Genomic DNA, 23710 nt, shown 5'->3' on the forward strand with positions numbered 1-23710 from the left:
GGTGTGATTCGCCAACTTGGGGCGATACAGGCTTATAAAAACGAGCATCCTGAGAGTTTGGAAGCGATAGCCTATGTGTTGGCCGCGGCTCAAGGCCCGAAAGGGGTTGCTCAATTCATTGCGATGAAGGCTGTTGAGGGGACCGAGGCGGGGCAGGCGATCTCGGAGAACATAGACAAAGCGAATGCGTTCGTCGGACAGAAAGTCGCTCAAATCATCGAAGGGACCGAGCTGAATCCGACGTATGACAGCGACAAATATCTGATTGGCGGTGGTGAGCTGCTTTCCAGTATATTGTTTGGGGCGATGCCTGCTCGTAAAGGTAAGGGTGCAAAAGATGGAAATGCGGGTGAGTTCAGTGGCGGTAAACCAGCTGCAGTGGATGATCCATATAGCCCAAGCGCTGTTACTGAAAGGTCTAAAGTAAGTCGAGATAGCTATGGAAGAGAAAACTCGGCCGATGAATTTTCAGCTGGCCTTCCTAACTATGCAACTCATTCAACAGCAAAGAGCTATCAGTCTACTGTGCCGCGAGATTTGAATGAGCAAACGTTGTGGAATAGAGTGATTGATAATCCCTCGGCTGGTCGTGATACGAAATTAGCAGGCGACAAAGATTTTCCGCGAAGTGAAGGATGGAAAAAAATGGAAGCAAGTCACCGGCTGCCTAACGGGGAAAATATAACCGTTCACTACCAATACAACTCCGTTACCGATAAAGCATATGATATGAAAATCACGACGCCCCAGCAGCTGCCGCCTGTGCTGCAGCCCGGAAGAACTATTGAGTGATGTGGACATGATTGTTCGAGAAATTGGCCGAGAAGAGCCTGTGCAGGTTTTTGGGATTTACTGGATAAGGAACGAGCGCTTTTACTGGGTCATTCCTTATGATGGTTACGGTGGGTTGATGGCACTCAGTGAAAGTGAGGTCAATGTTCTTGACTCCTCTTTGTCAAGTGATCTCATTCTCTGCAAAGATGGAGATGAAGGAGACATGATTTTGCACTGGGCAGCAGAAGATTTAATTGAAGAGTTAGTGGAGCGGGATCCACTAGCTATGGCTGAGTTCTTAGAGCGCATAAAAAATCATAGTGCAAACCATTGACAAGCGGATAGAGTTAGATAAGAGATGCGTGGGGATAAAAGGGGCAAAATAGGTGACAGATTTATTTGATTAAGCGTCACCAAAGGTGAAGTGAAATGTATTTTCCTATGGAGCCGGATTCGTTTATTTATAGCTGCGTAGATTTATGTTGGCGAGATGTACTGTGGGGTTATGAGCGAGGGCTGGTGGATTGGAGGTTTATTGTAGAGTTTGCCGATTTTAATGTGTCTAACGGATCCGTCGAACCATTGGAAATTGATCTGATTTGTTTGGGTGAAATTGATATTCGGGAAATTGAAGGGAAGATGTATTTGCTCTCTGAGCAGGAAAAAGAAACGCTTGCTTTTACGTCGAAACAAAAATGGTTGTTCATTGCGCTTAAATGGTTGTATGAGAATCAGCGTCATGTCGTTGATCCTCTTGGATCGGTTGAGTTGGTTTACGAGGATTTTGATTTTCCCACTGAAATAGAAAATTTCGTTCGCTATATGCCGGCGCAGGGCGGATATAAGCCTGAGGAATATACAGATCAACAAAATATTGATAGGCTTTTTTGTAATTGGCAAGAGTATTTGGAAGGAATGGCTGACGCTTTTAAAGTAGCGCATTGATTCTTATAAAAACAAAAAACATATGAAAAAGAGAAAAAAGGTGACAGATTTATTTGATTTGACGAGTCCTTTTAGATATGGCGAGTGAGTCTCCGGAAATAAATCTCTCCCCTTTTTAGGTAATTTTATTCGAACGGTTGATATGGGAAGACCTATTGGTGTTGATGCCAAAACAGGTGGACAGTCCACTAGCTTTATGACGGTAATTACTGACTCACAAGGCAACTTGGTGAACACATTTCCTGGGAAGGCGTTCTGAATTATGTATTACTTAATAATGTGGGATACAGATTTAGCCGCCGTTGGCCAAGATGGCTGTCTTGATCGTATCGAGATTCCTTTGGATGTAGCGAGTTTTTTCTTTCGGCTGGATGTCGAGCAATTTCCAATGCTTTCCAGCGTGAGTTTTGATGATTATGACCTGTTTTCCGGGACGCAAATTAGTTCACTTGTTGATGAGTTGGTTGCTGTGGTGAACATTAATCCTTTAATTTCAGAATTGGTTAAACAGATGCTGGCTTTGTTGTTTAAGGCGCAAGGCTCAAGTAAATCTATATTGTTTGACCCGTTTAAATGAGATGGCATAAAAACGGGACAGATTTGAATAGTATTTACTTAGCCGTGGAAAAGAGGGGCGTTTGTTTTTTGGGGTTGGAGAGTACTCTTAGGTATCGCGGTGAGTCTCTGAAAAATAAACCTATTCCCCTTTTTTCTTTTTTCTTCGAGGCCGGATATTTTTGACTTGAATATGAAAAGTATAGGTAATTAAAAATGAGCAAAACTGAGATTCCAGATTGGATTGCGCGAGGGAAGACCATTTCTCAATTAATTGAAGAGTTGCGATCATTTGAGGATCAAAGCCTAATGGTTGAGATTTCAGTTGATGGTGGAAGTAAAAAACCAATTAGCCTAGTTGGGAAGGAAGATGGTGTCTGTGTTTTATTTAATTGCGAGTCCGATGTTTAATCGCAGGCTATGGGAGAGGAGTAGGGCGGATTTACGCAGGTGTTGCAAGTGGAATGCTCCGGCTTGACCGAGCCAAAAGTGATAGCCATTGCCCAAGGGCACTATCGAGAAAAGGCCAGCGCTGACATTGTCGGCTCAGGTTATGCAGTCGCTTCGCTGGAGGCGGCACTGTAGTGCTTGCACCAGACGGATAGCTTTGCCGAGGCCGTGCTGATGGCTGCGAACCTGGGAGACGATGCGGACACTACCGCAGCAATCGTTGGGCAGGTGGCCGGTGCCTATTATGGTGTGCAAGGTATTCCCGATGATTGGCTGGGCAAGGTGTGGATGCGTGAGCATATCCAGAGTACGGCCGATGCCTTAATGCAGATGGGCGACGATCATTAAAGCGCCCCGCAAAAGCGCAGGGCGAGTTTGATGCTATTGGCCGAGTTTCTTACGCACATCTTTAACCATCGGGCCAACGGCTTTTACCGCATCCTTGAGCTGTTGCTCAGTCACGCCAAACTCCTTCGTCCAATAGTTCAACTCCCAAGCTTCTGAAGTGTTCACTCGAGCACGGTCTTGAGGGCCACGGTTTTTCAGATCGTCAGACATAGTCCACTCCTGCGGGTTGGCCTGGAGATGTTCAGGCGTCTTTCGGTAGAGCATTTGAAAGCGCGGGTAGTTCGGTTGAGATTTAGGGAGGGAGCTGGATATGACAAAACGCGGAGGAGAGGATTGCGGAGCAGAAAAGATAAGGGCCTGCCCAGGTTTCCCTGGCAAGCCCTTGATATCTATGGTGCCCGAACCCGGAATCGAACCGGGACGCCCTTACGAGCGGGGGATTTTAAGTCCCATGCGTCTACCAGTTTCGCCATTCGGGCGGTAGCGCGGTGCAGCAGGGTTGGGAATATATAGATCCTGTCGCTTCGGCGCAACCTCGAAACGCGCATTCGTGCACAAAGGTATGAATGAAAAAGCGTGGCAGATCAGTCATCTACATGTTCGCCGAGTTAAGTCCTGATGAATTTGTGCGGCGCAGGAACAAGCCTCATAAATGACAGTCATAGCGATATGCCATCCCGGCAAATTGCAAAGGAATCAATTGATGCTCAGTGTCCGTAAGCATTCTTGGATGATGGCTTTTGGTGTAGCGGGCTTGTTGGGTGTGGCCATGGCCGGCCCGACGCAGGCGGCGGGTGCGGTGCGTTGGGGAGAGTTCAGTGCATCGTCGACAGACAGATTGACGGGCGCCTCGGTAGAGGCGGGCAATACCTATGTGCTGAAGTCGTCGAGTATTTCCGTTGGCGATATCGAGGCGTTGCAAGCGGCGCAAAAGCGTAGCGAAAGCGAGCTGCAAAGCCTGAAAACCAAAGTGGATGGTCAGGATCGGGCATTTGACGAGTTCAAGCGCAAGGACGGGTCGAGTTCAAGCAGCAGTGACAGTCAGCTGTCGAGTCTCAAGCGCACGGTGGATGAGCAGAAAAGTACGATTGACCGCCAGAAAGACGAGATCGATAGCCTCAAGCGCTCCCTGGACGATTTGAAGCGCAGTGTGGAGACGCTGAGTAATAAGGTGAAGTGACACTGGGCCTGTTCATGGGGCAGGAACAGGCGCTAACCTGCCACGCCACTAATCATAAAAAGGAGCGAATGATGAGCGATGAAAACCTGCCGCTGGAAGGCAGCTGCCGCTGTAGCCGGGTACGTTTCAGTGTGAGCGTGCCGCCTGTGATCACCATGGCCTGCCATTGCACCGGTTGCCAGAAAATGACCGCCAGTGCGTTCTCTCTCAGTGCGCTGTTTCCTGCCAGTGGCTTTACAGTGACCCAGGGCTGTCCGGTGATCGGTGGTTTGCATGGCATCGATCGTCACTACGTATGCCCCCACTGCATGAGCTGGATGTTTACCCGCCCTCACGGCGTCGATGAGTTCGTCAACGTGCGGGCGACCTTGCTGGATAATGCCCACGACTATGCACCGTTCATGGAAACCTGGACCAGCGAAAAGCTGCCTTGGGCGAGCACGCCTGCGGTGGAAAGCTTTGCACAGTTACCCGAGCCGCAAGATTTCCCACGCTTGATGCAAGCCTACGCCGCGCTCAATCAATCAGCGCCAGCAGGTCGGTAGTACCCACATCCACCCCCGCCTGGGTCAGCAATGTCATCACCTGGCCCCTGTGGTGGGTCTGGTGGTTGAAGAAATGCACCAGCAGCCCGAAGAAGGGTTTCTCGGCGGCCACACCGCGCATGTTGTGGTAGCGCAGATGCTGGTCCAGATGGGACTCTTGCAGACTGTCGGCCCACTCGACGATCAGTTGGTCCAGCCAGGCGCGATGGGCCGAGAGTTCACTTAGATCGGCAAAGGCCAGTTGTTTGAGATCGGCGGGGGCAGCGATGGCACTCAACGGCGCCAGTGCCGAAAAATCAGCTGGGTGTTCGGCAAAGCGTTTGAGCCAGATCGTGTCGCCCAGCACCAGGTGATTCAAGGTGCCGAGGATCGAGCCGAAGAACGCCTGCCGGTCTAGAGCCAATTCCGCGCTGGTCAATGTGCCGGCGGCGTCATAGACCTTGCGGTTCATCCATTGGTTGTAGTTGGCCATCAGCGCGATATGCTCGATGCGGTTCACCGATGTTCTCCCTTGGCGGCGTAGTGGCACCATCATAAAGCTTGCCCGCCCGGCGGTCATGGTGTTCCATCGCAGGCGGACTATGTTTGATCAATGTCACTATTGCGCCCGGGGAGGGCGACACCATGAATACCAGCGATCTACTGGAACAACTGTTGCGTGCAGGGCAGCAAGGCGGTGGCGCTTCGGGCGGTGGCCTGGGCGGGTTGCTCGGTGGTTTATTAAAGGGCACCGGTGCCGGTGGTGGTGCAGCTGGCGGTGGCTTGGGTGGCTTGCTGGGTGGCCTGGGTGGTTTGTTGGGCGGTGCGCCGGCCGGCGGTGGCGCTCAGGCGCGCAAAAGTGGCGGGATGAATTACGCGGCGCTGGCGTCCCTGGGAATGGCGGCTTTTCAGGCCTATCAAGCCTGGCAGCGCCAGCAGGCCACAGCCCCACAGCAGGCCATCCAGACCGTTGACCAGCTTGAAGGGGCACAAGCCGAAGCCCACAGCCATGGCGTATTACGTGCGTTGATCGCGGCGGCCAAGGCCGATGGGGCTATTGATGCGCAAGAGCAGCAGATGATCTCTGCCGAGATCGGCCGTCACACCGACGACCCCCAGTTGCAGCAGTGGCTCGACGCTGAAGTGGCCAAGCCCTTGGATGCCTCGGATTTTGCCGAGTATGCCCATGACCCGGCCCTCTCCGCGGAGATTTACCTGGCCAGCGTGATGCTGGTCAATGATCAGCAGGACGCTGAGCGCAATTACCTCGACGATCTGGCCGGGCAGCTGAAAATCGATCCGCAGTTGCAGCTGCACCTGGAACAGCAGGCCAAAGCCTAGAACCTCAGCGTTGTCCCAGTGGTCAGCCACTGGGCGCGTTCCCCAATCAGGCTGCGCCCGACCACCACGTCCACATCGACCCGCTTGCCGATGTGGAATCGCGGCCCAGCCTGCCACGCTTGCTCACCGCCTTCCTGGCCGTAGCGTTCGCCGATCAGGGTCAGTCCCTCCGCCAACTGATATTCGAACCCCGTGCCCCAGCTCAGGCGGTGCTGTTGATCACCGTCGTTATAGGCGTGGCTCCAGCCAGCGTTCAGGTTCAGGCGCAATGGCGCCAGGGGCTGCCAAGTCAACGGAACATTCAAATCGGCCCCGTCAAACCCGTGCCGGCGATCCAGGGCCACATGCGCTCCGGCGGCAATCGCCAGCTCAAGCCCCACGTCTTCCCGTGACAACACCTGGGCCTTTACCTGCGGGCTGATCTGCGTCTCGCCTTTGCCTGCGGTGGTGGCGCGTGACACCGCGGCGCCCCATTGCACGGTGGGCATGGCGCTGAACGTACAGGCGGGCGACAGGGTGGCGTTATGGGTGCTGGCCGCGTGTCGATTGGCGCTGTACCACGCGTCGACATTGCATTCGCCCGGGGCGTTGACGGCGCCGTCATCGACCACGTAAGCACCGCCTGCGGCATGGGCCTTGGAAAACAGCGCGATGAGCAAGACAGTGCCCAAACTCACGCCGATGAAGATCAGGTTGCGCTGCAATGCACGGCGCTTGGCCGGTGGCAACAACAGCAAGGTGCGGCGGGCACCGCGATAGTGGCGCGCACGGTATTTGGCAAAGCCGTCCTGCCGCTTTGGGGTGTGTTGTTTGTGCATGATGCACCTCGTTTGAATTCAGCTTTCTACAGTCAGCACCGAAATGCCGCGGGCTTTGGCCTGGCACACCAGCTCCGAGGTGTCGTCGCCACCGGGCAGGGCGATGATCACGTCGGGGCGGCTGTCGGCCAGCATGAAGTGGTTGCGCTGGCGTTCGGCCTGTTTGCCGTGGCGCTGCCAATTGGGTGGATAACGCACCACATCGATGCCGATTTCCCGCGCCCATTCCTCGATTTCGCTGCCGAGGAATTGGTTGCCGCCGTGAATCAATACCTGCACCGGGCGCAGGCGGTGGTAAGCGTCCAGCACATGGCGGGACTTTTTGGTGTCGGCGTAATGACGACCTGCACAGATCAAGACGCGCATAGGGAGCATCCTTGTATTTCACGGTGACGGCCGGGCGACCGCCACCGTTTGAACGGCGGGGTGATCAGTACCACTGCTTGAAGCGGCGGATGTAGATCGTCTTCATCAGTTGGGCCACGCAGCAGTACGCCAGCAGGGTGCCCACCAGCCATGGGAAGTACGCCATCGGCAGCGGTTGCAGGCCAACCAGGGTGCCCAGTGGCGAGAACGGCACATAGATACCCAGGGCGATGACGATGCAGGTCATCATCAACACCGGCCAGGCAGCCGTGCTCTGGAAGAACGGGATCTTGCGGGTGCGCAGCATGTGCACCACCAGGGTTTGCGAGAGCAGCCCCTCGATAAACCAGCCGGACTGGAACAGGGTCTGCATTTCCACGCTGTTGGCCGAGAACACGTACCACATCAGCGCGAAGGTGGTGATGTCGAAGATCGACGAGGTCGGTCCGATCCAGATCATGAAGCGGCCGATGTTTTTCGCATCCCACTTGCGCGGCTTGGCCAGGTATTCCTTGTCCATCTTGTCCCACGGCAGGGCCAACTGGGAGATGTCGTACATCAGGTTTTGCAGCAGCAGGTGGATCGCCAGCATCGGCATGAACGGAATGAACGCACTGGCGACCAGCACCGAGAACACATTGCCGAAGTTGGAGCTGGCAGTCATGTTCAGGTACTTCATGATATTGCCGAAGGTTTCGCGGCCCTTGAGTACGCCTTCTTCCAGCACCATCAGGCTCTTTTCGAGCAGGATGATGTCGGCTGATTCCTTGGCGATATCCGTACCGCTGTCCACCGAGATACCCACGTCGGCATCGCGCAGCGCCGGCGCATCGTTGATACCGTCGCCGAGGAAACCGACGGTATGGCCGTTGGCTTGCAATGCCTTGAGTACCCGCGACTTTTGCAGCGGCGTCAGCTTGGCGAACACCGTGCGTTCTTCCACGCGGCGCAGCAGGGTAGCGTCGTCCATCGCTTCGATTTCCACGCCCAGCAGCGGCTGGCCTGGCTCCAGGCCGACCTGGCGGCAAATCTTGCTGGTGACTACGGCGTTGTCGCCGGTCAACACCTTGATCGCCACGCCAATTTGTTGCAGCGCAGCAATCGCCGGGCCTGCGGTTTCCTTCGGTGGGTCCAGGAAGGTCAGGAAGCCCTGGATCACCAGGTTGCGTTCATCGGTGGTGGTGTACTGCTGGCGTGCCAACGCCTTGGGGATATTGCGAGTCGCCACCAACAGCACGCGAAAACCGTCTTCGTTATAGTCATTAGCCAGTGCCAGCAGCTCCTGACGGCGGCGATCATCCAGGGGCACGGCGGTGCCGCCTTCCAGGGTGTGGGTGGAAATACTCAGCATCTCCTCCACGGCGCCCTTGCACACCAATAGATGATCACCGGCAGCGTCCTTGACCACGATGGACAGGCGACGGCGTACAAAGTCGAACGGCAATTCATCGACCTTGCTGTAGGCAAATGGCACCTGGAACTTGGGGTTCTGTTGCGCAAACTGCACCACGGCCTGGTCCATCAGGTTCTTCATGCCGCTCTGGTGAAAGCTGTTGAGCCAGGCCAGGGACAACACCGCATCGTCGCGCTGACCGAAGGCGTTGACGTGATGCTCGAGGATGATCTTGTCCTGGGTCAGGGTGCCGGTCTTGTCGGTGCACAGCACGTCCATCGAGCCGAAGTTCTGGATCGCATTGAGGCGCTTGACCACCACCTTGCGCTTGGCCATGGCCGTCGCGCCCTTGGCCAGGTTGGCGCTGACGATCATCGGCAGCATTTCCGGAGTGAGGCCGACGGCGACCGCCAGGGCAAACAGGAAGGCATCGCCCCAGTCACCTTTGGAGAAACCGTTGAGGAAGAACACGATGGGCACCATCACCAGCATGAAGCGGATCAGCAACCAACTGACGCTGTTCACTCCACGGTCGAAGGCGGTTTGCACCCGCGAACCGACAATCGCCTTGGCCAGGGAGCCAAAGTAAGTGCGCGGCCCGGTGGCGACCACTACGGCCTTGGCGCGGCCGCTGACCACGTTGGTGCCCATGAAGCAGATGTTCGGCAGGTCCAGCAGATTGCCCTGATCGGCCGCCAGGCTGGAGGCGGATTTTTGCGTGACATCGCCGAGGGTGTCGTACTTCTCCACCGGCAAGGCTTCACCGGTCAGTACGGCCTGGCTGATAAACAGGTCGCGGGACTCGATCAGGCGGATGTCGGCGGGGATCATGTCACCGGCCGACAGCTGTACGATATCGCCGGCCACCAACTCGCGCATCGGTACTTCGCGCAGGGTGGGTTGGGCGCCGACTTGTTCACGACGCAGCACCGTGGCGGTGGTGCGCACCATGGCCTTGAGCGCCTCGGCGGATTTGGCCGAACGGTGCTCCTGCCAGAAGCGCAGCAGGCTGCTGAGCAGCACCATGGTCATGATAATGATGACCTTGGTCGGGTCGGCCTCTTCACCTGCCTGCATTGGCAGCCAGCAGTCGGTGACAAAGCTGATGCCGCCCAGGGTCAGCAGTACGTAGATGAAAGGGTTGTTCAGCGCCTGCAGGAACTGGACGATGGCGTGTGGCGGCTTGTCGTGGGCGACTTCGTTATAACCTTCGCGTTGCAGACGCGCCGAGGCGTCCAGTTCGGTCAGGCCGTCCTGGGTGGCACGTACGTTGGCGAGGGTAGCCGCCAGGCCGTTCTGGGCTTCACGGGCGGCGCGCATCGACAGCTTGGTGTCGGCAGCGGTGCCATTTTTCTTGTGCAGAGGCGTGTTTTTTACGGCGCTCATTGTCTGTACTCCTGTCGCCAATTCTCGACAAAACATACCCGGTACTTACCTGCATAGAGGCGAGCGAAAGCATGCCGAGCCGCGGACTTCGCGATCGGTTTAAATGAAGTGTTCAGGTAACTTCTAGAGTCCCCGCTAACAGCGCGTTATTTAATATGCGCGCAGCGGGCTACTACTGGACTTGTTCATAAAGAACTCCAGGGTATTAATAAGAAAGTTGCAGTTTCCAGCCAGGTCAGGCGGCGCGAGCGCTCACATAAACACCGAGCATCAAGCTGGCTTGCGCCAGGCTGGAAACCTTGGGTCTCTGCGGGTCTTGTGGGTCGGCGTGGTCCCAGTGCTGCGCCAGTTGGCCGCTGTCGGGGCAGATACGCCAGTGCGCCAACGGCAGTGCCGGGCGCGCTTGAGGGGAGGGTGCAGCAGAGGTTGAGCGGGTTGGCGTAAAGCCCACGGGCTCCCGGCACAGCTTGGCGCGCAGGGCGGCGGCCAGCGTGCGTACATCGGGCAAAGCAATGAGTTGGAAGGTCATAACACACCTCGGGACCGGACACGCGACCGGTGAGGCAGTTACGGTGGAGCATCGAGCTCTAGCGCAGCTTACCGGACCTGGAAGGCGAGTCCTGTCATATTCTGGGTTTGGCGCCCGATGTCCGCGTATGCGGTGCTCGGACAGCGACTAGATACTGTGTCCATTGGCTTCTTTTGTGAGGTTTAAAAAAGGCCCCAGTTGCGGGCACGGGCAATCTACTCAGACCCTGTCAGAATGTCAACGCATGATTAATTAAATCAACCCGCGTTCAGAGTTCATTCAGACAAGAGGCATACGAAAGTTGCTGGGTATATAACTTCATATACCTTGGGCGGCGAGTATCGCCAGGTAGATCAATACCAAACCGCACGCGGCATAACTGACACGCTGCCAAGTGGGCGAGGCGTTCTTGCGCAACAGGTTTACCAGCGCGGCGATCAGGAAACACGACAGCACCGAGGCCAGCATGAAGCCGGCAAAAAACATCAGGGTTTGCCCGTGGCTGGGCGTGGCGCCGACGATGCCCGACAGCGCACTGCCCAGCGCGCCCCAATAGACAATATTCTTCGGGTTGGCCAGGGAGATCGCCGCGCCCACGGCCAGCGCATTTTGCCGGGTACTGGCCGGTGCGTCGCTGGCTGCGGGCAAGTGCCAGGCGTCGATCAGGCTGCGGATGCCCAGCCACGCCAGGTACAGCGCACAGACGATCGTCAGTGGCACCCGCACCGCGTCATGCTGGATCAGCAGCGCGATACCGGTAAGGCCAATCACGGCCCAGACGGCATCGCCCACCAGCGAACCGAACTGCACCAGCAGCGCCGGTGTGAAGCCGTGGAGCAAGCCGCGGCGCAGGGTCTCCGCCAGTACGGCGCCGGGGGATAGGCAAAACACGAAACCGAAAACCAGTGCGTAGAAAAAGATCGTCAGCATGCCCGCGTCCTTTCAGGAAAGTGCGAAAGCATACGTCGGCGGCGGGGTAAGAAACCATGCAGATTTGAATGGTCCACGATCCAAATGTGGGAGGGGGTTTGCCCTAATGCCAGTCAGTTAAGCGGTCATCGCCTTCTGTAGGAGCGAGCTTGTTCGCGAAAAACGTCAACGACAACGCGTGTTTGCTGAATGAACGCGGCGCTCAGTTTTTCGCGAGCAAGCTCGCTCCTACAAAAAAGCCTTAACTGACTGGCATTAGGGCTTGCCCCCCGATAGCAGTGTGTCAGTCAGCCCATCTGTAGCTGACCCTCCGCTATCGGGAGCAAGTCCCCTCCCACATTGAAGCTATACGCTCAAGTTCAACCTTCAATTCATCCGAGTTGAGGTTGGCAAATGGCAGCGCAAAAAACGCCTCGCAGCGAGCGGCAATAATGTCGAGTGTGGCCTTGAATGCAGCGTCTACCTGGGCTTCATTACCCTGCACGTGGGAAGGGTCCTGCAACCCCCAATGCGCCTTCACCGCTGAGCCGAAATACACGGGGCAAGCTTCTCCGGCCGCGTTGTCGCACACCGTGATAACCACATCCGGCGGGTTAACTTCAAAAGCGTCATTGCCCTTGCTGTACAAACCTTCGGTGCTGATGCCCGCCGCCTGCAGCGTGCTCAGGCTGCGGGGCAAAACCTGGCCCTTGGGAAAACTGCCGGAGCTGATCGCCTCGAAGCCCTCAGGCGCCATGTGATTGAACATGGCTTCGGACAAAATGCTGCGGCAACTGTTGGCGGTACACATGAACAGCACTTTCATTGCAGTCTCCTTTAGACGCTCAGGCGCAGGGCGAGGGCGGCGAGGGTGATCAACAGCACCGGCAAGGTCAGCACGATGCCGACTTTGAAGTAGTAGCCCCAAGTGATAGTGATGCCTTTGCGCGCCAGAATGTGCAGCCACAGCAAGGTCGCCAGGCTGCCGATAGGGGTGATTTTCGGGCCCAGGTCGCTGCCGATCACGTTGGCGTAGATCATCGCGTCCTTGATCACGCCCACGGCATGGCTGGATTCGATGGACAGCGCGCCGATCAGCACCGTCGGCAAATTGTTCATCGCCGATGAAAGCAGTGCCGTCAGCACGCCGGTGCCCATGGCGGCGCCCCACACTCCATAGGTGGCGAAGGTGTCGAGCCAGTTCGCCAGGTAGTCGGTCAGGCCGGCATTGCGCAGGCCATATACCACCAGGTACATGCCCAGGGAAAAGATCACGATCTGCCAGGGCGCTTCCTTGAGGACCTTGCGTGTGGAAATCTTGTGGCCCTTGGCGGCAATCACCAGCAGCAGTACCGCGCATACCGCGGAAATCGCACTGATGGGAATGCCCAGCGGCTCCAGGGCAAAACAGCCGACCAGCAGAATGCCCAGTACCCACCAGCCGGCGCGAAAGGTCGCTCGGTCATGGATCGCACTGGCAGGGTCTGCAAGGTCGGCCGGGTCGTAGACCTCTGGAATATCGCGGCGGAAAAACCACAGCAGCACTGCCAGGGTCGCGGCGACGCTGACCAGGTTCACCGGCACCATCACCGCGGCATATTCGTTGAAACCGATCTTGAAATAGTCCGCCGAGACGATGTTGACCAGGTTCGACACCACCAGCGGCAGGCTCGCCGTATCGGCGATAAACCCCGCGCCCATGACAAATGCCAGGGTTGCCGCAGGAGAAAAACGCAAGGCCAGCAACATCGACATTACGATGGGGGTGAGGATCAGCGCCGCGCCGTCATTGGCAAACAGCGCCGACACCAGCGCGCCGAGCAGCACCATATAGGCAAACAAGCGCCGCCCACGGCCACGGCCCCAGCGCGCTACATGCAGGGCGGCCCAGGCAAAGAACCCGGCTTCGTCGAGCAACAGGCTGATGATGATCAGCGCGACAAAGGTACCGGTGGCGTTCCAGATGATGTGCCACACCACCGGGATATCCGCCAAGCTGATTACGCCAAAGGCCAGGGCCAGGATCGCCCCCAAGGTGGCGCTCCAACCCACGCCGAGGCCTTTGGGCTGCCAGATGACCAGCACGATGGTGAGGAGGAAAATCGCAATTGCGACAAGCATGAATAAAGGCTCCGATGGCTTAGCAGCAGGTGCTTGCCCGTTGTGGTCTGTTGCCCATTGCATCCAGACGCAGTGCATCGTTCTGCAACCATGGCTGGTTGGCTTGCAAGGTGGTGTCCAGCACCTGAGTCACCCAGGCGGGTAGTGCCGGATTGATGCGGTAGTAGATCCATTGCCCTTGACGGCGGTCCAGCAGCAGCCCGCAACTGCGCAGTTGCGCCAGATGACGGGATATCTTGGGCTGGCTATCGTCCAAGGCATGGATCAGTTCGCACACACAAAGTTCGCCTTCGCGCAGGATCAATAACGCCATGCGTGCGCGAGTGGCATCAGCCAGGCATTTGAACAGGGTGGGAGGAGAGAGGAAATCGGACATGGTCAATGCCTGCATATATATGGTTATTTGAATATACGTATTTCCATATGTTGCGGTCAAATCTTGTTTCATTTGATATGGATCAAATGCCCTGGAAACAGCCACAACTGTTTGAAATTAAAATGAAACACAAAGGTCCTAAAGTGCCTGCCCATTGCTGATGAAGGAAGAACCCGCGTGACCCGTGCCACTCGCAACCTGCGCAAGACCCTGGATTCCGTCGCGGAAAATAACGAAACCGCAGCGTTCGACCTGATGCGCGCCGTGGAAAAACTTGGCGATGAGGTCCTGCGCCAACGCTTGCTCAACACCATCCACCGGTTGAACCAGGATGCCTACGAATTGCGTGAAGCACGGGATTCGGTGGAGCTGGTTTCGGTGAGGCTCGCCTGAGCAAGATCGTTCAAGACAAGTCCCTGGTGGCGCTGGCATGCTTGTCGACTGTCTGTCGATGAGCCGTTTCCATGCCCACTGCATTACCTCATTACGCCTTCACCCGTGGCGCCATCGCCGTTATTCCGTTGTCCCTGGCCTGCGCGCCCTGGGGGTTGCTCGCCGGCTCGATGGCCATCGACGCGCAATTTACCCCGCTGCAAGCCCAGGGCTTGTCTGCCATCGTGTTTGCCGGTGCGGCACAGTTGGTCGCCATCGGCATGGTCAAGAGCGGCGCCAGCCTGATTTCCATCGTGTTGACCACCTTGCTGCTGACCTCCCAGCACCTGCTCTACGGCATGCATATGCGCCCCACGTTGTCTGCGCTCAATACCCGTTGGCGCATGAGTCTGGGGTTCTTGTTGACCGATGAATTCTTCGCCCTGGTCAACCACTACGACCGCGAGACGTTCAATCGTTGGTACGCCCTGGGGGTCGGCCTGACGTTTTATATCATCTGGAACCTCTTCACCCTGGCCGGCATTGTGCTGGGCAAGAGCATTCCCGGCCTGGACCAGTTGGGGCTGGAGTTCTCGATTGCCGCCACCTTCATCGCCCTGATTACCCCCGTGGTGCGCGATGTGCCCACAGTGGTGTGCGTGGCGGTTTCGCTGCTGTGTTCGGTGTGGTTGAGTTACCTGCACTGGGAATCGGCGGTGGTGGTCTCGGGGGTATTGGGGATGAGCGCAGGGTTTGCCTGCAAGCGCCTGGGAGTGGGGCAATGATGATCTACTTGATGATTGTGGCCATGGGCCTGGTGGTGTTTTTCAATCGCTATGTATTTCTAGAACCGCGCCTGCCCGTGCGGCTCAATCGCGGTGCCCGTGAGTTTCTGGGGTTCGCCGTGCCGGGCATGCTCACAGCAATCTGCGGGCCGATTATTTTCCTGGCGGACCATCAGCTCAACCTGAGCCCGACCAACCCCTACTTGCTCGCCGGCATCTGCGCCGTGGCGTTGATGTTCTGGACGCGCAGCGTATTGATCACCGTGTTGTCGAGCATGGCGTTGTTCTATCTGTTTCGTTGGTGGCTTTGATACCCAGGCAAAAAAAACGCCCGCGGGAGAGCGGGCACAAGGGAGGCTTCTTGAAAATGAGCTTGGCCACTATAAGTGGCGAGTTTGCCCTTCACAGTGAAACAAAGTTCATGGGCCCGTCAGCTGGCCCCGACACAATGGTAGAGTCACGGTTTTTCCAAGGAAGCAATGGCATGCACAAGCTGGTAATTGGCGCATTGGTATTGGCAGCACTGGCCGGCTGCGCGGGCTCGAAGATGAAAGAGGCGCGTGCCGCCAACCCCTACAAGACCCTGGCATCGGATAAGGCCACCCTGGTGGTTGCCCAATGCATCCAGTTCGGCTGGCAGGATGAAAGCGTGTTTGGCGTCGACGCGGGCGGTTTCAAGGAGGCCACCGACGCTGGTGGTTTCACGGTCTACACCACCGGTGGCGACTACTTTGTCGATGTACTAAGCAGCGGTGCGGGTTCTACCGTCAAGTATTACGCCGCTGAAGACAATATGCCGGCCAAGCGCCGCCTGGCTGCGCTCGCCACTTGTCTGTAATACCTTGCCTTAGTCATATTGCGAAACGCCTGGCGGGACAGCTGCCGGGCATTGTCTTATGATTCACTCGCTCGCTCGACGTGATGGCTCTTTACCGGTACACGGATGTCGAGGCCTAAACGTCGGGCGAGCACCTCTTTGTCGCGCCTCAACGCGGCATGAATCCCAGGTGCCAGCGCCGTGGGATCATCAGTGTCACCAGCCCCAATAACCCTGCCAATGCACCGCTGACCCACAGTGCACGCAGGCCCATCTGCTGTTCCAGCAGCGCGCCGATCACGGCGCCGATAAACATCCCGGCCCATGGAATCAATTGCACGCGCCAGCCATTGCGGCGTTCGCCCAATAGCCAGCGTCCCAGGCCGCGGCCAAAACGTGAAAGCGCGCCGGTGACATAGGTGAGCCCCACCGGCAAGCCATTCACTTCCTCGACGGCCGCGTTGAGCATACCCATGGCGATAATTGCCGCCAGCAAGGCTGGCAGGGTCGCTGTCGAGGGCCACAGCGCCGCGCCGCAGAGCAAGGCGCCGATGCACAGCAAGAGTGGCAACGCGTGACGCTTGCTGAAGCGGCTGACCATTACGCCCAAGGCATTACCCAGCACAAAGGTCGCGATCAACAGCACCAGGCGTCCGGTGAGCCCAAGGTCGCCGGCGCTGATGGCCACCGCCAACCGCGTGGTGTTTCCGCTCATGAACGAGACAAAATCGCCACTGGCCATAAAGCCAATGGCGTCGGTCATGCCGGCCAGCACCGACAGGCACGCCACCAGCGTCATGCCCACCCGCCCACGCCAGCGCTGTCGATGGGCGAGCGTAACGTTGGAGTAAGGCTTGCGTGACGAAGGCAGCATGGTGCCGGTTTCCTCGGTGAGATTATCCGGCCACTACCGTAGGACGCTTTGCGTGCGGGTGCAATGACCTCAGGCATGCTCCAGTTGCCAACCGGCGCTGTGCCACGTCAAATGATGAGTCGGCTCAATCGCCTGTAGAAAGGCCTCGTCATGGGACACCGCCAGCATCGCGCCGCCGAAGCCTTTCAAGGCCTGTTCAAAGGCGAGCACCGATTCCAGATCCAGGTGATTGGTGGGTTCATCCAATAGCAGCAGTTGTGCGGGGGTAGCACGCCACAAGGCAATCGCCATCGCGGCTTTCAAGCGTTCGCCGCCGCTGAGTTGCGCCACCGGTTGGGTGACCCGCAACGCATCCAGTTGCAACAGTGCCAGGCGCGTACGCAGCTCAGCTTCAGCCAGCGGGGTGTCGAGCAGGTTCAGTTGTTCGATGATGCAACGCCGGTCATCCAGCAGCGCCAGGTGCTGATCGAGATAAGCGCTGGACACCGCCACCTGGCACTCGCCACTCACGGCCTGCCATTGGCCAGCAAGCAATTTGAGCAGGGTGGATTTACCACAACCGTTAGGCCCGCGCACGGCGACGCGCATGGGCCCCGCCAGGTGGAGGGTCAGATAGCTGGAGGGCGCCAGCGCATCGAGCCAGGGCAGCTGCGCACCTTCCAGCGTCAGCACTTGCCGGCCGTTGGGCACCGTCGAGCCTGGCAAGGCGAGCAGGGTGGGCGTCTCATCCACCACGTGCTCGTAGGCTTGACGCACCTGGTCATCCAGCTGGTTTTTGTGCGCGTGATGAGCGCTGCGCACAGTGCTGACAATTTCCGTGGCGGCGCCTTTCCAGCGTGCCTTGGTGAAGCGGTCGACGTTGGCGGTCTCGGCGTTTTTACGCGAGCGTGCGGCGTTGCGCTGCAGGCTGTCATGGTCTTTTTGCAGGCGCCGACGCTCTCGGCTACGTGTCTGGCGCGCATGTTCCCACGCCGCGATGGCGGCCTGCTGCTGCGTCTCCCGTTGCTGGTGATAGGCATCGTAGTTGCCGCCGTAAACCTGGACACCAAGGGGGGACAATTCGATGATGCGCCCCATGGCGTTGAGTAGCTGTCGATCATGGCTGACCACCACCAGGCCGCCACGCCAATCGCCCAGCATCCTTAACAGCCAAGCGCGCCCGGCACTGTCGAGGTGGTTGCTCGGTTCGTCCACAATCAGCAACTGCGGCGCCGCCAGCAGCGCACCGATCAGAGCGACCCGAGCCAACTGGCCGCCGCTGAGTTGATCAGCGCGGGTGCCGGCGTTGAGGGTTGGTAAACCCGCCGCGTCCAGCGCCAGGCGCAGGCGTTCGGCCAGATCCCAGCGATCGTCGATCAACTCCAGATCACCGACACGGGCCTCACCTCGGGCCATACGCTCAAGGGCAGCCAAGGCAGGGGCCGTGGCGGTGATATGGGCGACCGTTGCGCCTGCTTGAACCGTCAGCGCCTGGGGCACATAGACGACGCTGGACGGCTTTTTCAAGCTGCCGGAGGAAGGCAACAATACCCCGGCCAGCAACTTCGCCAGGATACTTTTGCCGCGCCCATTGCGCCCGACGATACCGGTGGGCGTGTTATCAATAGACAGGTTCAGGTCCTCCAGCAAGGTTTCGCCATTGGCGAACTGGAAAGACACATGTTGCAGGGAAACAAGCACGGGCAGCCGGTTGACGTCAGTCATCAGCACCTCCAAAAAAATGTCGAACAGGCCGACAAGCGCGCCAGGCGGCTCGTCGCAGATACATTTTGGAAGGCTTAGTTGTTCACGTCGGCGGTCATCCCGTTAATCAGAAGGGACGCAGAGGCTAACCCACCTTGGCTTTGTGCGGCAAGTCTTCGGCGAGTTTCTCAAGGAACATCGCCAGGGCCACTTCTTCGGCTTTCAGACCCTTGCGCACCCGAGGCTTGGGCAGCTTGGACAATTCACCGAGGCTGAAATGCTCAAGCACCGCAGGGTGGATGTAACATTTGCGACACACCGCAGGCGTGTTGCCCAACTGCCTGGCAACGTCCTTGACCATCGCCACCACATGCCGCTTGGCGTCGGACTCCGGCTGCCACGCCAACTCGCGCAATACCGCCAACGCCATGGCCGTGCCGGCCCAGGTGCGATAGTCCTTGGCGGTAAAGTCTTCGCCGGTCAGTTCATGCAGGTAGGCGTTGACGTCGTGGGAACTGACGGTATGGCGTTCACCGTCTTCGTCCAGGTACTGGAACAGGTTCTGCCCGGGCAACTCCATACAGCGCCTGACCACACTGGCCAGGCGCCGGTCCTTGACGCTGACTTGGTGCTCGACACCGCTCTTGCCACGAAACTGAAACTGGATCTCGCTGCCCTTGATATCCACATGGCGGTTGCGCAGGGTGGTCAGGCCGTAGGATTTATTCTCGCGGGCGTACTGGGTATTGCCGACACGAATCAGCGTGGCATCCAGCAACATCACCACCGTTGCCAGGACCTTTTCGCGGGTAAACCCCGGCTCGGCGATCTGTGCTTCCAGCTGTTTGCGCAATTTCGGCAAGGTGTTGCCGAAGGCCTGCAACCGCGAGTACTTGTCGCTGTCACGCACTTCGCGCCAGCGTGGGTGGTAGCGGTATTGCTTGCGGCCACGGGCATCGCGGCCGGTGGCCTGCAGGTGGCCGCAAGGGTCGGCGCATATCCACACATCGGTGTAGGCGGGCGGCACGGCCAGGGCGTTCAGGCGTTTGATTTCATCGGCATCGGTGATGCGCTCGCCTTTGGCGTCCAGGTACTGGAACTTACCCCGCACCTTCTTGCGGCGAATGCCAGGTTGGGTGTCGTCAACGTAATGCAGGTCGCGGGGCAGGTCGGCGGGCAACGAAGAATCGGGCATGGTGCGGGTTCCTTGACAACAAATCAGGCCGGTATGTCTGATTGACCGCAGCGTCTTTCGGTCGTGCCAATTGGTTACGCCAGCACCGCCACCGCCTTGATTTGCGCCCACAACGCTTGGCCTGGATGCAGGTGCAACTGATCGCGGGAGAAGCGCGTAATGCGGGCCAGCAACGGCGTGCCGCCTGCATCCAGGCGCACCAGCACATGGGCGCTGTTATCCGCCCCAATGTCCTGGGTGACGGTGACGGGGAGCCGATTGAGGATGCTGCTGTGTTCCTCGGCCTGCAGGCTCAAGCTCACATCCCGTGCCTGCACCTTGACCCGCAGCGGTTGGCCCACCGCCAGTGGTGCATGGGCCACGCGGATCTGCAGCGGGCAGTTGGGGAGTTGCAGGGTGAGTAACTGATAGTGGGCGTCGTAGGCAATCACCTGGCCAGCAATCACCACGCCGGCATCGTCGCCCAGGGCCAGCGGCAGGTCGAGCCTTGCCAGGGTTTCGCCGATGGGCCCGCTGGCCAAGGCTTTGCCTTCGCTGAGCAAGACGATATGGTCGGCCAGCCGCGCGACCTCATCCTGGGCGTGGCTGACGTACAGCACCGGTATATTCAGCTCGTCGTGCAGGCGTTCCAGGTAAGGCAAAATCTCGCTTTTACGTTGGCTGTCCAGGGCTGCCAGGGGTTCATCCATCAACAGCAACCTGGGGCTGGTCAGCAAGGCGCGGGCAATGCCGATGCGTTGGCGCTCGCCCCCGGACAGGTGTTGCGGGTTACGTTCAAGCAGGTGGCCGATGCCCAGCAGCTCGGTGGCCTGGGCCATGTCCACGCGCCGTTGCTGGCGTGGAATGCGCTTGAGGCCGAACGCCAGATTGGCCCGTACCGATAGGTGGGGAAATAAGCTGGCTTCCTGGAACACATAACCCAAGGCGCGTTTGTGCGCGGGCACAAACAGCCCTTTGTGGCTGTCTTGCCAGACCTCATCGTTGATCTGCACAAAGGCGTCTTCGGCGCGCTCCAAACCGGCGATGCAACGCAGGCAGGTGGTCTTGCCGGAACCGGAATGCCCGTATAGCGCGGTCACGCCGCGGCCGGGCAATTGCAGGTTCACATCCAGGGCAAAGGTGGAGTATTTCAAGTGCAGGCGTATATCAATCATCGCGTTCAGCTCCAGCCCATCTTGGTTTTGCGGCTGGAGTACAGCGCCAGCAACACGAGGAACGCGAACACCACCATGGCACCGGCCAGCCAATGAGCCTGGGCATACTCCATGGCTTCAACGTGGTCGTAGATCTGCACCGAGACCACCCGGGTCTTGTCCGGGATATTGCCGCCGATCATCAGCACCACGCCGAACTCGCCAACGGTATGGGCAAAGCCGAGGATCGATGCGGTGATAAACCCTGGGCGCGCCAGGGGCAGGATCACCGTGAAAAATGTGTCCCACGGATTAGCACGCAAGGTCGCGGCCACTTCCAACGGGCGGGTGCCGATGGCGGAGAAGGCGTTCTGCAACGGCTGCACCACGAAGGGCATGGAATAGATCACCGAGCCGATCACCAGCCCGGCGAAGCTGAAGGTGAGGGTGCCAAGGCCCAGCCACTGGGTGAACTGGCCGAAGTAACCGTTGGGGCCCATGGTCAACAGCAAGTAGAAACCGATGACCGTTGGCGGCAGCACCAGCGGTAATGCGACCACTGCACCGATGGGGCCGCGCCACCACGAGGTGGTGCGCGACAGCCACAGGGCAATCGGAGTGCCGATGATCAACAGGATCACAGTAGTCAGTGACGCCAGCTTGATGGTCAACCAGATCGCGGAAAAATCAGCACTCGACAGGGGCATTTACAGCTCGTAACCGTAGGATTTGATTACAGCCGCTGCTTTCGGCCCTTTCAGGTAGTCAACCAGAGCCTTGGCGGCGGCGCTGTCCTTGCCCTTGTTGAGGATCACGGCGTCCTGTTTGATAGGGTCATGCATAGATGCCGGAACAATCCATGCCGAACCTTTGGTGACTTTGCCGTCTTTGTAGATCTGCGACAAGGCAACAAAACCCAGCTCGGCATTGCCGGTGGACACGAACTGATAGGCCTGGGTGATGTTCTGGCCCTCGACGAGCTTGTCCTTGACCTGTTCGGTCAAGCCTTGCCTGGCCAGCACTTGGGTGGCGGCCAGGCCGTAGGGAGCGGTTTTGGGGTTGGCGATGGACAGGTGCTGGAATTGGTTTTTCTTCAGTACGTCACCCTTGGCATCCACGTAGCCTTCCTTTGCCGACCACAGCGCCAAGGTGCCGACGGCGTACGTGAAGCGCGAGCCCTTGACGGTATCGCCTTCGGCTTCGAGTTTTTGCGGGGTGGTGTCATCGGCGCTGAGGAACACTTCAAACGGCGCGCCGTTCTTGATCTGGGTGTAGAACTGCCCGGTGGCGCCATAGGCGGCGACCAGTTTGTGGCCGGTGTCTTTTTCGAAGTCAGCGGCAATGGCCTGGATCGGCGCGGTGAAGTTGGCAGCCACCGCCACCTGCACTTCATCAGCGTGGGCCGAACCCAAGGCAAATACGGCAAGCAGGGGGGCCAGGCGTGAGACGCGGGTGATCATGGAGCAACTCCTTGGGATGTACGCTGTAGGCAAGTTGAAAGGTTAATCGCTATGTAGGTGAATATATAGCGAGTGGCCATTGTCGGTACAGCGCAATGTTGCCCAGGGGCGGTGCGATGCCATTCAGTTAACGCTCTTGTAGGAGCGAGCTTGCTCGCGAAAAACTCACAGGCGCCGCGTTCATTCAGGAAGCACGCGTTAGCGTTGACGTTTTTCGCGAGCAAGCTCGCTCCTACAGAGGGCGATGTACGCTCTGCGTGAGGTCAGTTACGCGTGAACCTGGTCAGTGCCTGTTCGGCCAGCTCGCGGGTCAGGTCATAGGTGTTGCAATCTTTGCCAAGTCCCAGCGACTGGCCCGCCCACAGGTTGCTGAAACCCGCTTCATCCTTGGCCTTGAGCGGCATCAATGCACCGCCGGCTTTTGGGAACGCCGGTGCGGCCGGGTTGATTGCGCCGAGTTCACGCATCACGCGGTTGACGATGCCCCGCGCCGGGCGGCCGGTGAACAGGTTGGTCAGTGCGGTTTCGCTGGCCTGGGCATGGCGCAGCGCGTGGTGATGGGAGGCGCTGATGCTGGCTTCGGGTGTGAACAAATACGCGGTGCCGATCTGCACCGCAGAAGCGCCCAAGGCCAAGGCGGCGACGATGCCCCGCGCATCACCGATGCCGCCTGCGGCAATCACCGGCACGCTGACCGCGTCGACAATCTGCGGCACCAGGGCCATCAAGCCGATCTGGCTGTCGAGGTCGTCACTGAGAAACAGGCCACGGTGCCCACCGGCTTCAATACCCATGGCAATAATCGCGTCGCAGCCGTGCTCCTCCAGCCAGATGGCTTCTTCGACGGTGGTCGCGGAGCAGAGCACCTTGGCACCGCTGGCTTTTACCCGGTCCAGCAAGGTTTTTTCCGGCAGGCCGAAGTGAAAACTCACCACCTCAGGGCAGAACTCCTCAACCACTTGGCAAGCAGCCTCGTTGAATGGTGCACGATTGGACACGGGCGTCGGCGCGTCAAAGTCGGCACCCAATTCAAGATAGTAGGGCTCAAGCAAATCCTTCCAGCGGCGGTCACGGCCCTCATCGGCTTGGGGTGGCTGATGGCAGAAGAAATTCAGGTTCAGCGGGCGTGCACTGGCTTGGCGGATGACGGTCAGGGCCTCGCGCAGTTGCTCGATACCCAGCGCGGCGGCAGGCATGGAGCCCAGCGCGCCGGCTTGCTGGGCGGCAATTACCATTGCAGTGGTCGTTGCCCCAGCCATCGGCGCCTGGATAATCGGCACATCAATGCCGAGCAGCTCGAGAATACGGGTGTCTGGCCAGGTGCTCATGGGATGCGTCTCCAGCGTTAATAAGGCGTTTCGCTGTTTTAACAGGGC

Annotated in this window: 28 protein-coding genes, 1 tRNA gene and 2 pseudogenes; 13 read left to right on the plus strand and 18 right to left on the minus strand. The window is 58.3% G+C overall.

Going from position 1 to position 23710, the window contains the following annotated elements:
* The 6 genes and pseudogenes from KVH01_RS30145 to KVH01_RS27080 form a co-directional block, all read left to right on the plus strand.
* A pseudogene (locus KVH01_RS30145) lies at nucleotides 1-792 on the plus strand (hypothetical protein); the annotation flags it as partial.
* Nucleotide 793: 1 nt separating this feature from the next.
* A complete protein-coding gene (locus KVH01_RS27060) occupies nucleotides 794-1108 on the plus strand; it encodes a hypothetical protein (RefSeq protein ID WP_235577317.1) in 315 nt (104 codons plus the stop codon).
* A 95-nt stretch (nucleotides 1109-1203) separates the two neighbouring features.
* A complete protein-coding gene (locus tag KVH01_RS27065; protein WP_217883547.1) occupies nucleotides 1204-1719 on the plus strand; it encodes a DUF2247 family protein in 516 nt (171 codons plus the stop codon).
* 262 nt (nucleotides 1720-1981) lie between these two features.
* Nucleotides 1982-2296, plus strand: a complete 315-nt coding sequence (locus KVH01_RS27070; RefSeq protein ID WP_217883548.1) for a hypothetical protein — start codon at nucleotides 1982-1984, stop codon at nucleotides 2294-2296.
* 194 nt (nucleotides 2297-2490) lie between these two features.
* Nucleotides 2491-2685 carry a hypothetical protein gene (locus KVH01_RS27075; protein ID WP_217883549.1) on the plus strand — a complete coding sequence of 65 codons (195 nt, stop codon included), beginning with the start codon at nucleotides 2491-2493 and terminating at the stop codon, nucleotides 2683-2685.
* Nucleotides 2686-2751: 66 nt separating this feature from the next.
* Nucleotides 2752-3072 (plus strand): annotated as a pseudogene (locus KVH01_RS27080) (ADP-ribosylglycohydrolase family protein); the annotation flags it as partial.
* 33 nt (nucleotides 3073-3105) lie between these two features.
* Here the strand turns inward: KVH01_RS27080 and KVH01_RS27085 are convergent.
* Both KVH01_RS27085 and KVH01_RS27090 read right to left on the minus strand, forming a co-directional pair.
* Nucleotides 3106-3282: a DUF3606 domain-containing protein gene (locus KVH01_RS27085; protein ID WP_080889031.1), complete on the minus strand. Its 177-nt coding sequence runs from the start codon at nucleotides 3280-3282 to the stop codon at nucleotides 3106-3108.
* 182 nt (nucleotides 3283-3464) lie between these two features.
* Nucleotides 3465-3551, minus strand: a tRNA-Leu gene (locus KVH01_RS27090).
* 224 nt (nucleotides 3552-3775) lie between these two features.
* On the opposite strand from KVH01_RS27090, the gene KVH01_RS27095 reads away from it, so the two are divergent.
* Nucleotides 3776-4252, plus strand: a complete 477-nt coding sequence (locus tag KVH01_RS27095; protein ID WP_217883550.1) for a hypothetical protein — start codon at nucleotides 3776-3778, stop codon at nucleotides 4250-4252.
* A 71-nt stretch (nucleotides 4253-4323) separates the two neighbouring features.
* Complete coding sequence (locus tag KVH01_RS27100) at nucleotides 4324-4797, plus strand: GFA family protein (protein WP_217883551.1); 474 nt, start codon at nucleotides 4324-4326, stop codon at nucleotides 4795-4797.
* Here the strand turns inward: KVH01_RS27100 and KVH01_RS27105 are convergent.
* The gene (locus KVH01_RS27105) at nucleotides 4769-5296 is read right to left on the minus strand and encodes a DinB family protein (protein WP_217883552.1); all 528 of its coding nucleotides are present in this window, start codon (nucleotides 5294-5296) and stop codon (nucleotides 4769-4771) included. The two genes, KVH01_RS27100 and KVH01_RS27105, sit on opposite strands and share 29 nt — an antisense overlap.
* 125 nt (nucleotides 5297-5421) lie before the next feature.
* Between KVH01_RS27105 and KVH01_RS27110 the strand changes: the two genes are divergently transcribed.
* Nucleotides 5422-6117, plus strand: coding sequence for a tellurite resistance TerB family protein (locus KVH01_RS27110; RefSeq protein ID WP_217883553.1), 696 nt, complete (start codon nucleotides 5422-5424; stop codon nucleotides 6115-6117).
* Here the strand turns inward: KVH01_RS27110 and KVH01_RS27115 are convergent.
* From KVH01_RS27115 to KVH01_RS27150, 8 genes are all read right to left on the minus strand, one after another.
* Nucleotides 6114-6935, minus strand: coding sequence for a hypothetical protein (locus KVH01_RS27115; protein WP_217883554.1), 822 nt, complete (start codon nucleotides 6933-6935; stop codon nucleotides 6114-6116). The two genes, KVH01_RS27110 and KVH01_RS27115, sit on opposite strands and share 4 nt — an antisense overlap.
* Before the next feature lie 18 nt (nucleotides 6936-6953).
* Nucleotides 6954-7301 (minus strand): DUF2493 domain-containing protein, encoded by a 348-nt coding sequence (locus KVH01_RS27120; protein WP_217883555.1) that lies wholly within the window; start codon nucleotides 7299-7301, stop codon nucleotides 6954-6956.
* Nucleotides 7302-7365: 64 nt separating this feature from the next.
* Nucleotides 7366-10080: a magnesium-translocating P-type ATPase gene (mgtA, locus tag KVH01_RS27125; RefSeq protein WP_217883556.1), complete on the minus strand. Its 2715-nt coding sequence runs from the start codon at nucleotides 10078-10080 to the stop codon at nucleotides 7366-7368.
* 235 nt (nucleotides 10081-10315) lie between these two features.
* Nucleotides 10316-10609: a hypothetical protein gene (locus KVH01_RS27130; RefSeq protein WP_217883557.1), complete on the minus strand. Its 294-nt coding sequence runs from the start codon at nucleotides 10607-10609 to the stop codon at nucleotides 10316-10318.
* A 318-nt stretch (nucleotides 10610-10927) separates the two neighbouring features.
* A complete protein-coding gene (locus KVH01_RS27135; RefSeq protein WP_043047648.1) occupies nucleotides 10928-11539 on the minus strand; it encodes a LysE family transporter in 612 nt (203 codons plus the stop codon).
* Between the two features lie 313 nt (nucleotides 11540-11852).
* Nucleotides 11853-12344: an arsenate reductase ArsC gene (locus KVH01_RS27140; RefSeq protein ID WP_217883558.1), complete on the minus strand. Its 492-nt coding sequence runs from the start codon at nucleotides 12342-12344 to the stop codon at nucleotides 11853-11855.
* A gap of 11 nt (nucleotides 12345-12355) precedes the next feature.
* Nucleotides 12356-13639 carry an arsenic transporter gene (locus KVH01_RS27145; RefSeq protein WP_217883559.1) on the minus strand — a complete coding sequence of 428 codons (1284 nt, stop codon included), beginning with the start codon at nucleotides 13637-13639 and terminating at the stop codon, nucleotides 12356-12358.
* A gap of 19 nt (nucleotides 13640-13658) precedes the next feature.
* Nucleotides 13659-14015: a metalloregulator ArsR/SmtB family transcription factor gene (locus KVH01_RS27150; RefSeq protein ID WP_217883560.1), complete on the minus strand. Its 357-nt coding sequence runs from the start codon at nucleotides 14013-14015 to the stop codon at nucleotides 13659-13661.
* Between the two features lie 177 nt (nucleotides 14016-14192).
* Here KVH01_RS27150 and KVH01_RS27155 point away from each other — a divergent pair, with 177 nt between their 5' ends.
* The 4 genes from KVH01_RS27155 (at nucleotide 14193) to KVH01_RS27170 (ending at nucleotide 16010) form a co-directional block, all read left to right on the plus strand.
* Complete coding sequence (locus KVH01_RS27155; protein ID WP_017846326.1) at nucleotides 14193-14408, plus strand: hypothetical protein; 216 nt, start codon at nucleotides 14193-14195, stop codon at nucleotides 14406-14408.
* Between the two features lie 71 nt (nucleotides 14409-14479).
* On the plus strand, nucleotides 14480-15172 hold the full coding sequence (locus tag KVH01_RS27160; RefSeq protein ID WP_217883561.1) for an AzlC family ABC transporter permease: 693 nt from the start codon (nucleotides 14480-14482) through the stop codon (nucleotides 15170-15172).
* Nucleotides 15172-15483, plus strand: coding sequence for an AzlD domain-containing protein (locus KVH01_RS27165; protein ID WP_043051689.1), 312 nt, complete (start codon nucleotides 15172-15174; stop codon nucleotides 15481-15483). Before KVH01_RS27160 ends, KVH01_RS27165 begins: the two co-directional genes overlap by 1 nt.
* Before the next feature lie 173 nt (nucleotides 15484-15656).
* A complete protein-coding gene (locus tag KVH01_RS27170) occupies nucleotides 15657-16010 on the plus strand; it encodes a hypothetical protein (protein ID WP_217883562.1) in 354 nt (117 codons plus the stop codon).
* A gap of 148 nt (nucleotides 16011-16158) precedes the next feature.
* On the opposite strand, the gene KVH01_RS27175 is transcribed toward KVH01_RS27170, so the two are convergent.
* From KVH01_RS27175 to KVH01_RS27205, 7 genes are all read right to left on the minus strand, one after another.
* Complete coding sequence (locus tag KVH01_RS27175; protein WP_217883563.1) at nucleotides 16159-16863, minus strand: YoaK family protein; 705 nt, start codon at nucleotides 16861-16863, stop codon at nucleotides 16159-16161.
* A gap of 69 nt (nucleotides 16864-16932) precedes the next feature.
* A complete protein-coding gene (locus KVH01_RS27180) occupies nucleotides 16933-18567 on the minus strand; it encodes an ABC-F family ATP-binding cassette domain-containing protein (protein WP_217883564.1) in 1635 nt (544 codons plus the stop codon).
* A gap of 124 nt (nucleotides 18568-18691) precedes the next feature.
* Entirely contained in the window at nucleotides 18692-19741 is a 1050-nt protein-coding gene (locus tag KVH01_RS27185) for a DNA topoisomerase IB (RefSeq protein ID WP_217883565.1), read from the minus strand.
* 74 nt (nucleotides 19742-19815) lie between these two features.
* Entirely contained in the window at nucleotides 19816-20895 is a 1080-nt protein-coding gene (modC, locus tag KVH01_RS27190) for a molybdenum ABC transporter ATP-binding protein (protein ID WP_217883566.1), read from the minus strand.
* A gap of 5 nt (nucleotides 20896-20900) precedes the next feature.
* A complete protein-coding gene (modB, locus tag KVH01_RS27195; RefSeq protein WP_057023937.1) occupies nucleotides 20901-21581 on the minus strand; it encodes a molybdate ABC transporter permease subunit in 681 nt (226 codons plus the stop codon).
* A complete protein-coding gene (modA, locus tag KVH01_RS27200; protein WP_217883567.1) occupies nucleotides 21582-22334 on the minus strand; it encodes a molybdate ABC transporter substrate-binding protein in 753 nt (250 codons plus the stop codon).
* 263 nt (nucleotides 22335-22597) lie between these two features.
* Nucleotides 22598-23662 (minus strand): NAD(P)H-dependent flavin oxidoreductase, encoded by a 1065-nt coding sequence (locus KVH01_RS27205; RefSeq protein WP_217883568.1) that lies wholly within the window; start codon nucleotides 23660-23662, stop codon nucleotides 22598-22600.
* Nucleotides 23663-23710 lie beyond the last annotated feature (48 nt).

The sequence above is a fragment of the Pseudomonas khavaziana genome (genome assembly GCF_019145205.1).
GTDB classification, from domain to species: Bacteria; Pseudomonadota; Gammaproteobacteria; order Pseudomonadales; family Pseudomonadaceae; genus Aquipseudomonas; species Aquipseudomonas khavaziana.

What these genes read in the sequence shown, in the direction of transcription:
- KVH01_RS27075 (WP_217883549.1), top strand. Translation starts at nt 2,491, where the DNA reads ATGAGCAAAACTGAGATTCCAGATTGGATTGCGCGAGGGAAGACCATT.
- mgtA (WP_217883556.1), bottom strand. Translation starts at nt 10,080, where the DNA reads ATGAGCGCCGTAAAAAACACGCCTCTGCACAAGAAAAATGGCACCGCT.
- KVH01_RS27170 (WP_217883562.1), top strand. Translation starts at nt 15,657, where the DNA reads ATGCACAAGCTGGTAATTGGCGCATTGGTATTGGCAGCACTGGCCGGC.
- modB (WP_057023937.1), bottom strand. Translation starts at nt 21,581, where the DNA reads ATGCCCCTGTCGAGTGCTGATTTTTCCGCGATCTGGTTGACCATCAAG.
- KVH01_RS27140 (WP_217883558.1), bottom strand. Translation starts at nt 12,344, where the DNA reads ATGAAAGTGCTGTTCATGTGTACCGCCAACAGTTGCCGCAGCATTTTG.
- KVH01_RS27110 (WP_217883553.1), top strand. Translation starts at nt 5,422, where the DNA reads ATGAATACCAGCGATCTACTGGAACAACTGTTGCGTGCAGGGCAGCAA.
- KVH01_RS27165 (WP_043051689.1), top strand. Translation starts at nt 15,172, where the DNA reads ATGATCTACTTGATGATTGTGGCCATGGGCCTGGTGGTGTTTTTCAAT.
- KVH01_RS27145 (WP_217883559.1), bottom strand. Translation starts at nt 13,639, where the DNA reads ATGCTTGTCGCAATTGCGATTTTCCTCCTCACCATCGTGCTGGTCATC.
- KVH01_RS27130 (WP_217883557.1), bottom strand. Translation starts at nt 10,609, where the DNA reads ATGACCTTCCAACTCATTGCTTTGCCCGATGTACGCACGCTGGCCGCC.
- KVH01_RS27070 (WP_217883548.1), top strand. Translation starts at nt 1,982, where the DNA reads ATGTATTACTTAATAATGTGGGATACAGATTTAGCCGCCGTTGGCCAA.
- KVH01_RS27205 (WP_217883568.1), bottom strand. Translation starts at nt 23,662, where the DNA reads ATGAGCACCTGGCCAGACACCCGTATTCTCGAGCTGCTCGGCATTGAT.
- KVH01_RS27135 (WP_043047648.1), bottom strand. Translation starts at nt 11,539, where the DNA reads ATGCTGACGATCTTTTTCTACGCACTGGTTTTCGGTTTCGTGTTTTGC.
- modC (WP_217883566.1), bottom strand. Translation starts at nt 20,895, where the DNA reads ATGATTGATATACGCCTGCACTTGAAATACTCCACCTTTGCCCTGGAT.
- KVH01_RS27150 (WP_217883560.1), bottom strand. Translation starts at nt 14,015, where the DNA reads ATGTCCGATTTCCTCTCTCCTCCCACCCTGTTCAAATGCCTGGCTGAT.
- KVH01_RS27065 (WP_217883547.1), top strand. Translation starts at nt 1,204, where the DNA reads ATGTATTTTCCTATGGAGCCGGATTCGTTTATTTATAGCTGCGTAGAT.
- KVH01_RS27085 (WP_080889031.1), bottom strand. Translation starts at nt 3,282, where the DNA reads ATGTCTGACGATCTGAAAAACCGTGGCCCTCAAGACCGTGCTCGAGTG.
- KVH01_RS27095 (WP_217883550.1), top strand. Translation starts at nt 3,776, where the DNA reads ATGCTCAGTGTCCGTAAGCATTCTTGGATGATGGCTTTTGGTGTAGCG.
- KVH01_RS27100 (WP_217883551.1), top strand. Translation starts at nt 4,324, where the DNA reads ATGAGCGATGAAAACCTGCCGCTGGAAGGCAGCTGCCGCTGTAGCCGG.
- KVH01_RS27120 (WP_217883555.1), bottom strand. Translation starts at nt 7,301, where the DNA reads ATGCGCGTCTTGATCTGTGCAGGTCGTCATTACGCCGACACCAAAAAG.
- KVH01_RS27160 (WP_217883561.1), top strand. Translation starts at nt 14,480, where the DNA reads ATGCCCACTGCATTACCTCATTACGCCTTCACCCGTGGCGCCATCGCC.
- modA (WP_217883567.1), bottom strand. Translation starts at nt 22,334, where the DNA reads ATGATCACCCGCGTCTCACGCCTGGCCCCCCTGCTTGCCGTATTTGCC.
- KVH01_RS27175 (WP_217883563.1), bottom strand. Translation starts at nt 16,863, where the DNA reads ATGCTGCCTTCGTCACGCAAGCCTTACTCCAACGTTACGCTCGCCCAT.
- KVH01_RS27185 (WP_217883565.1), bottom strand. Translation starts at nt 19,741, where the DNA reads ATGCCCGATTCTTCGTTGCCCGCCGACCTGCCCCGCGACCTGCATTAC.
- KVH01_RS27180 (WP_217883564.1), bottom strand. Translation starts at nt 18,567, where the DNA reads ATGACTGACGTCAACCGGCTGCCCGTGCTTGTTTCCCTGCAACATGTG.
- KVH01_RS27115 (WP_217883554.1), bottom strand. Translation starts at nt 6,935, where the DNA reads ATGCACAAACAACACACCCCAAAGCGGCAGGACGGCTTTGCCAAATAC.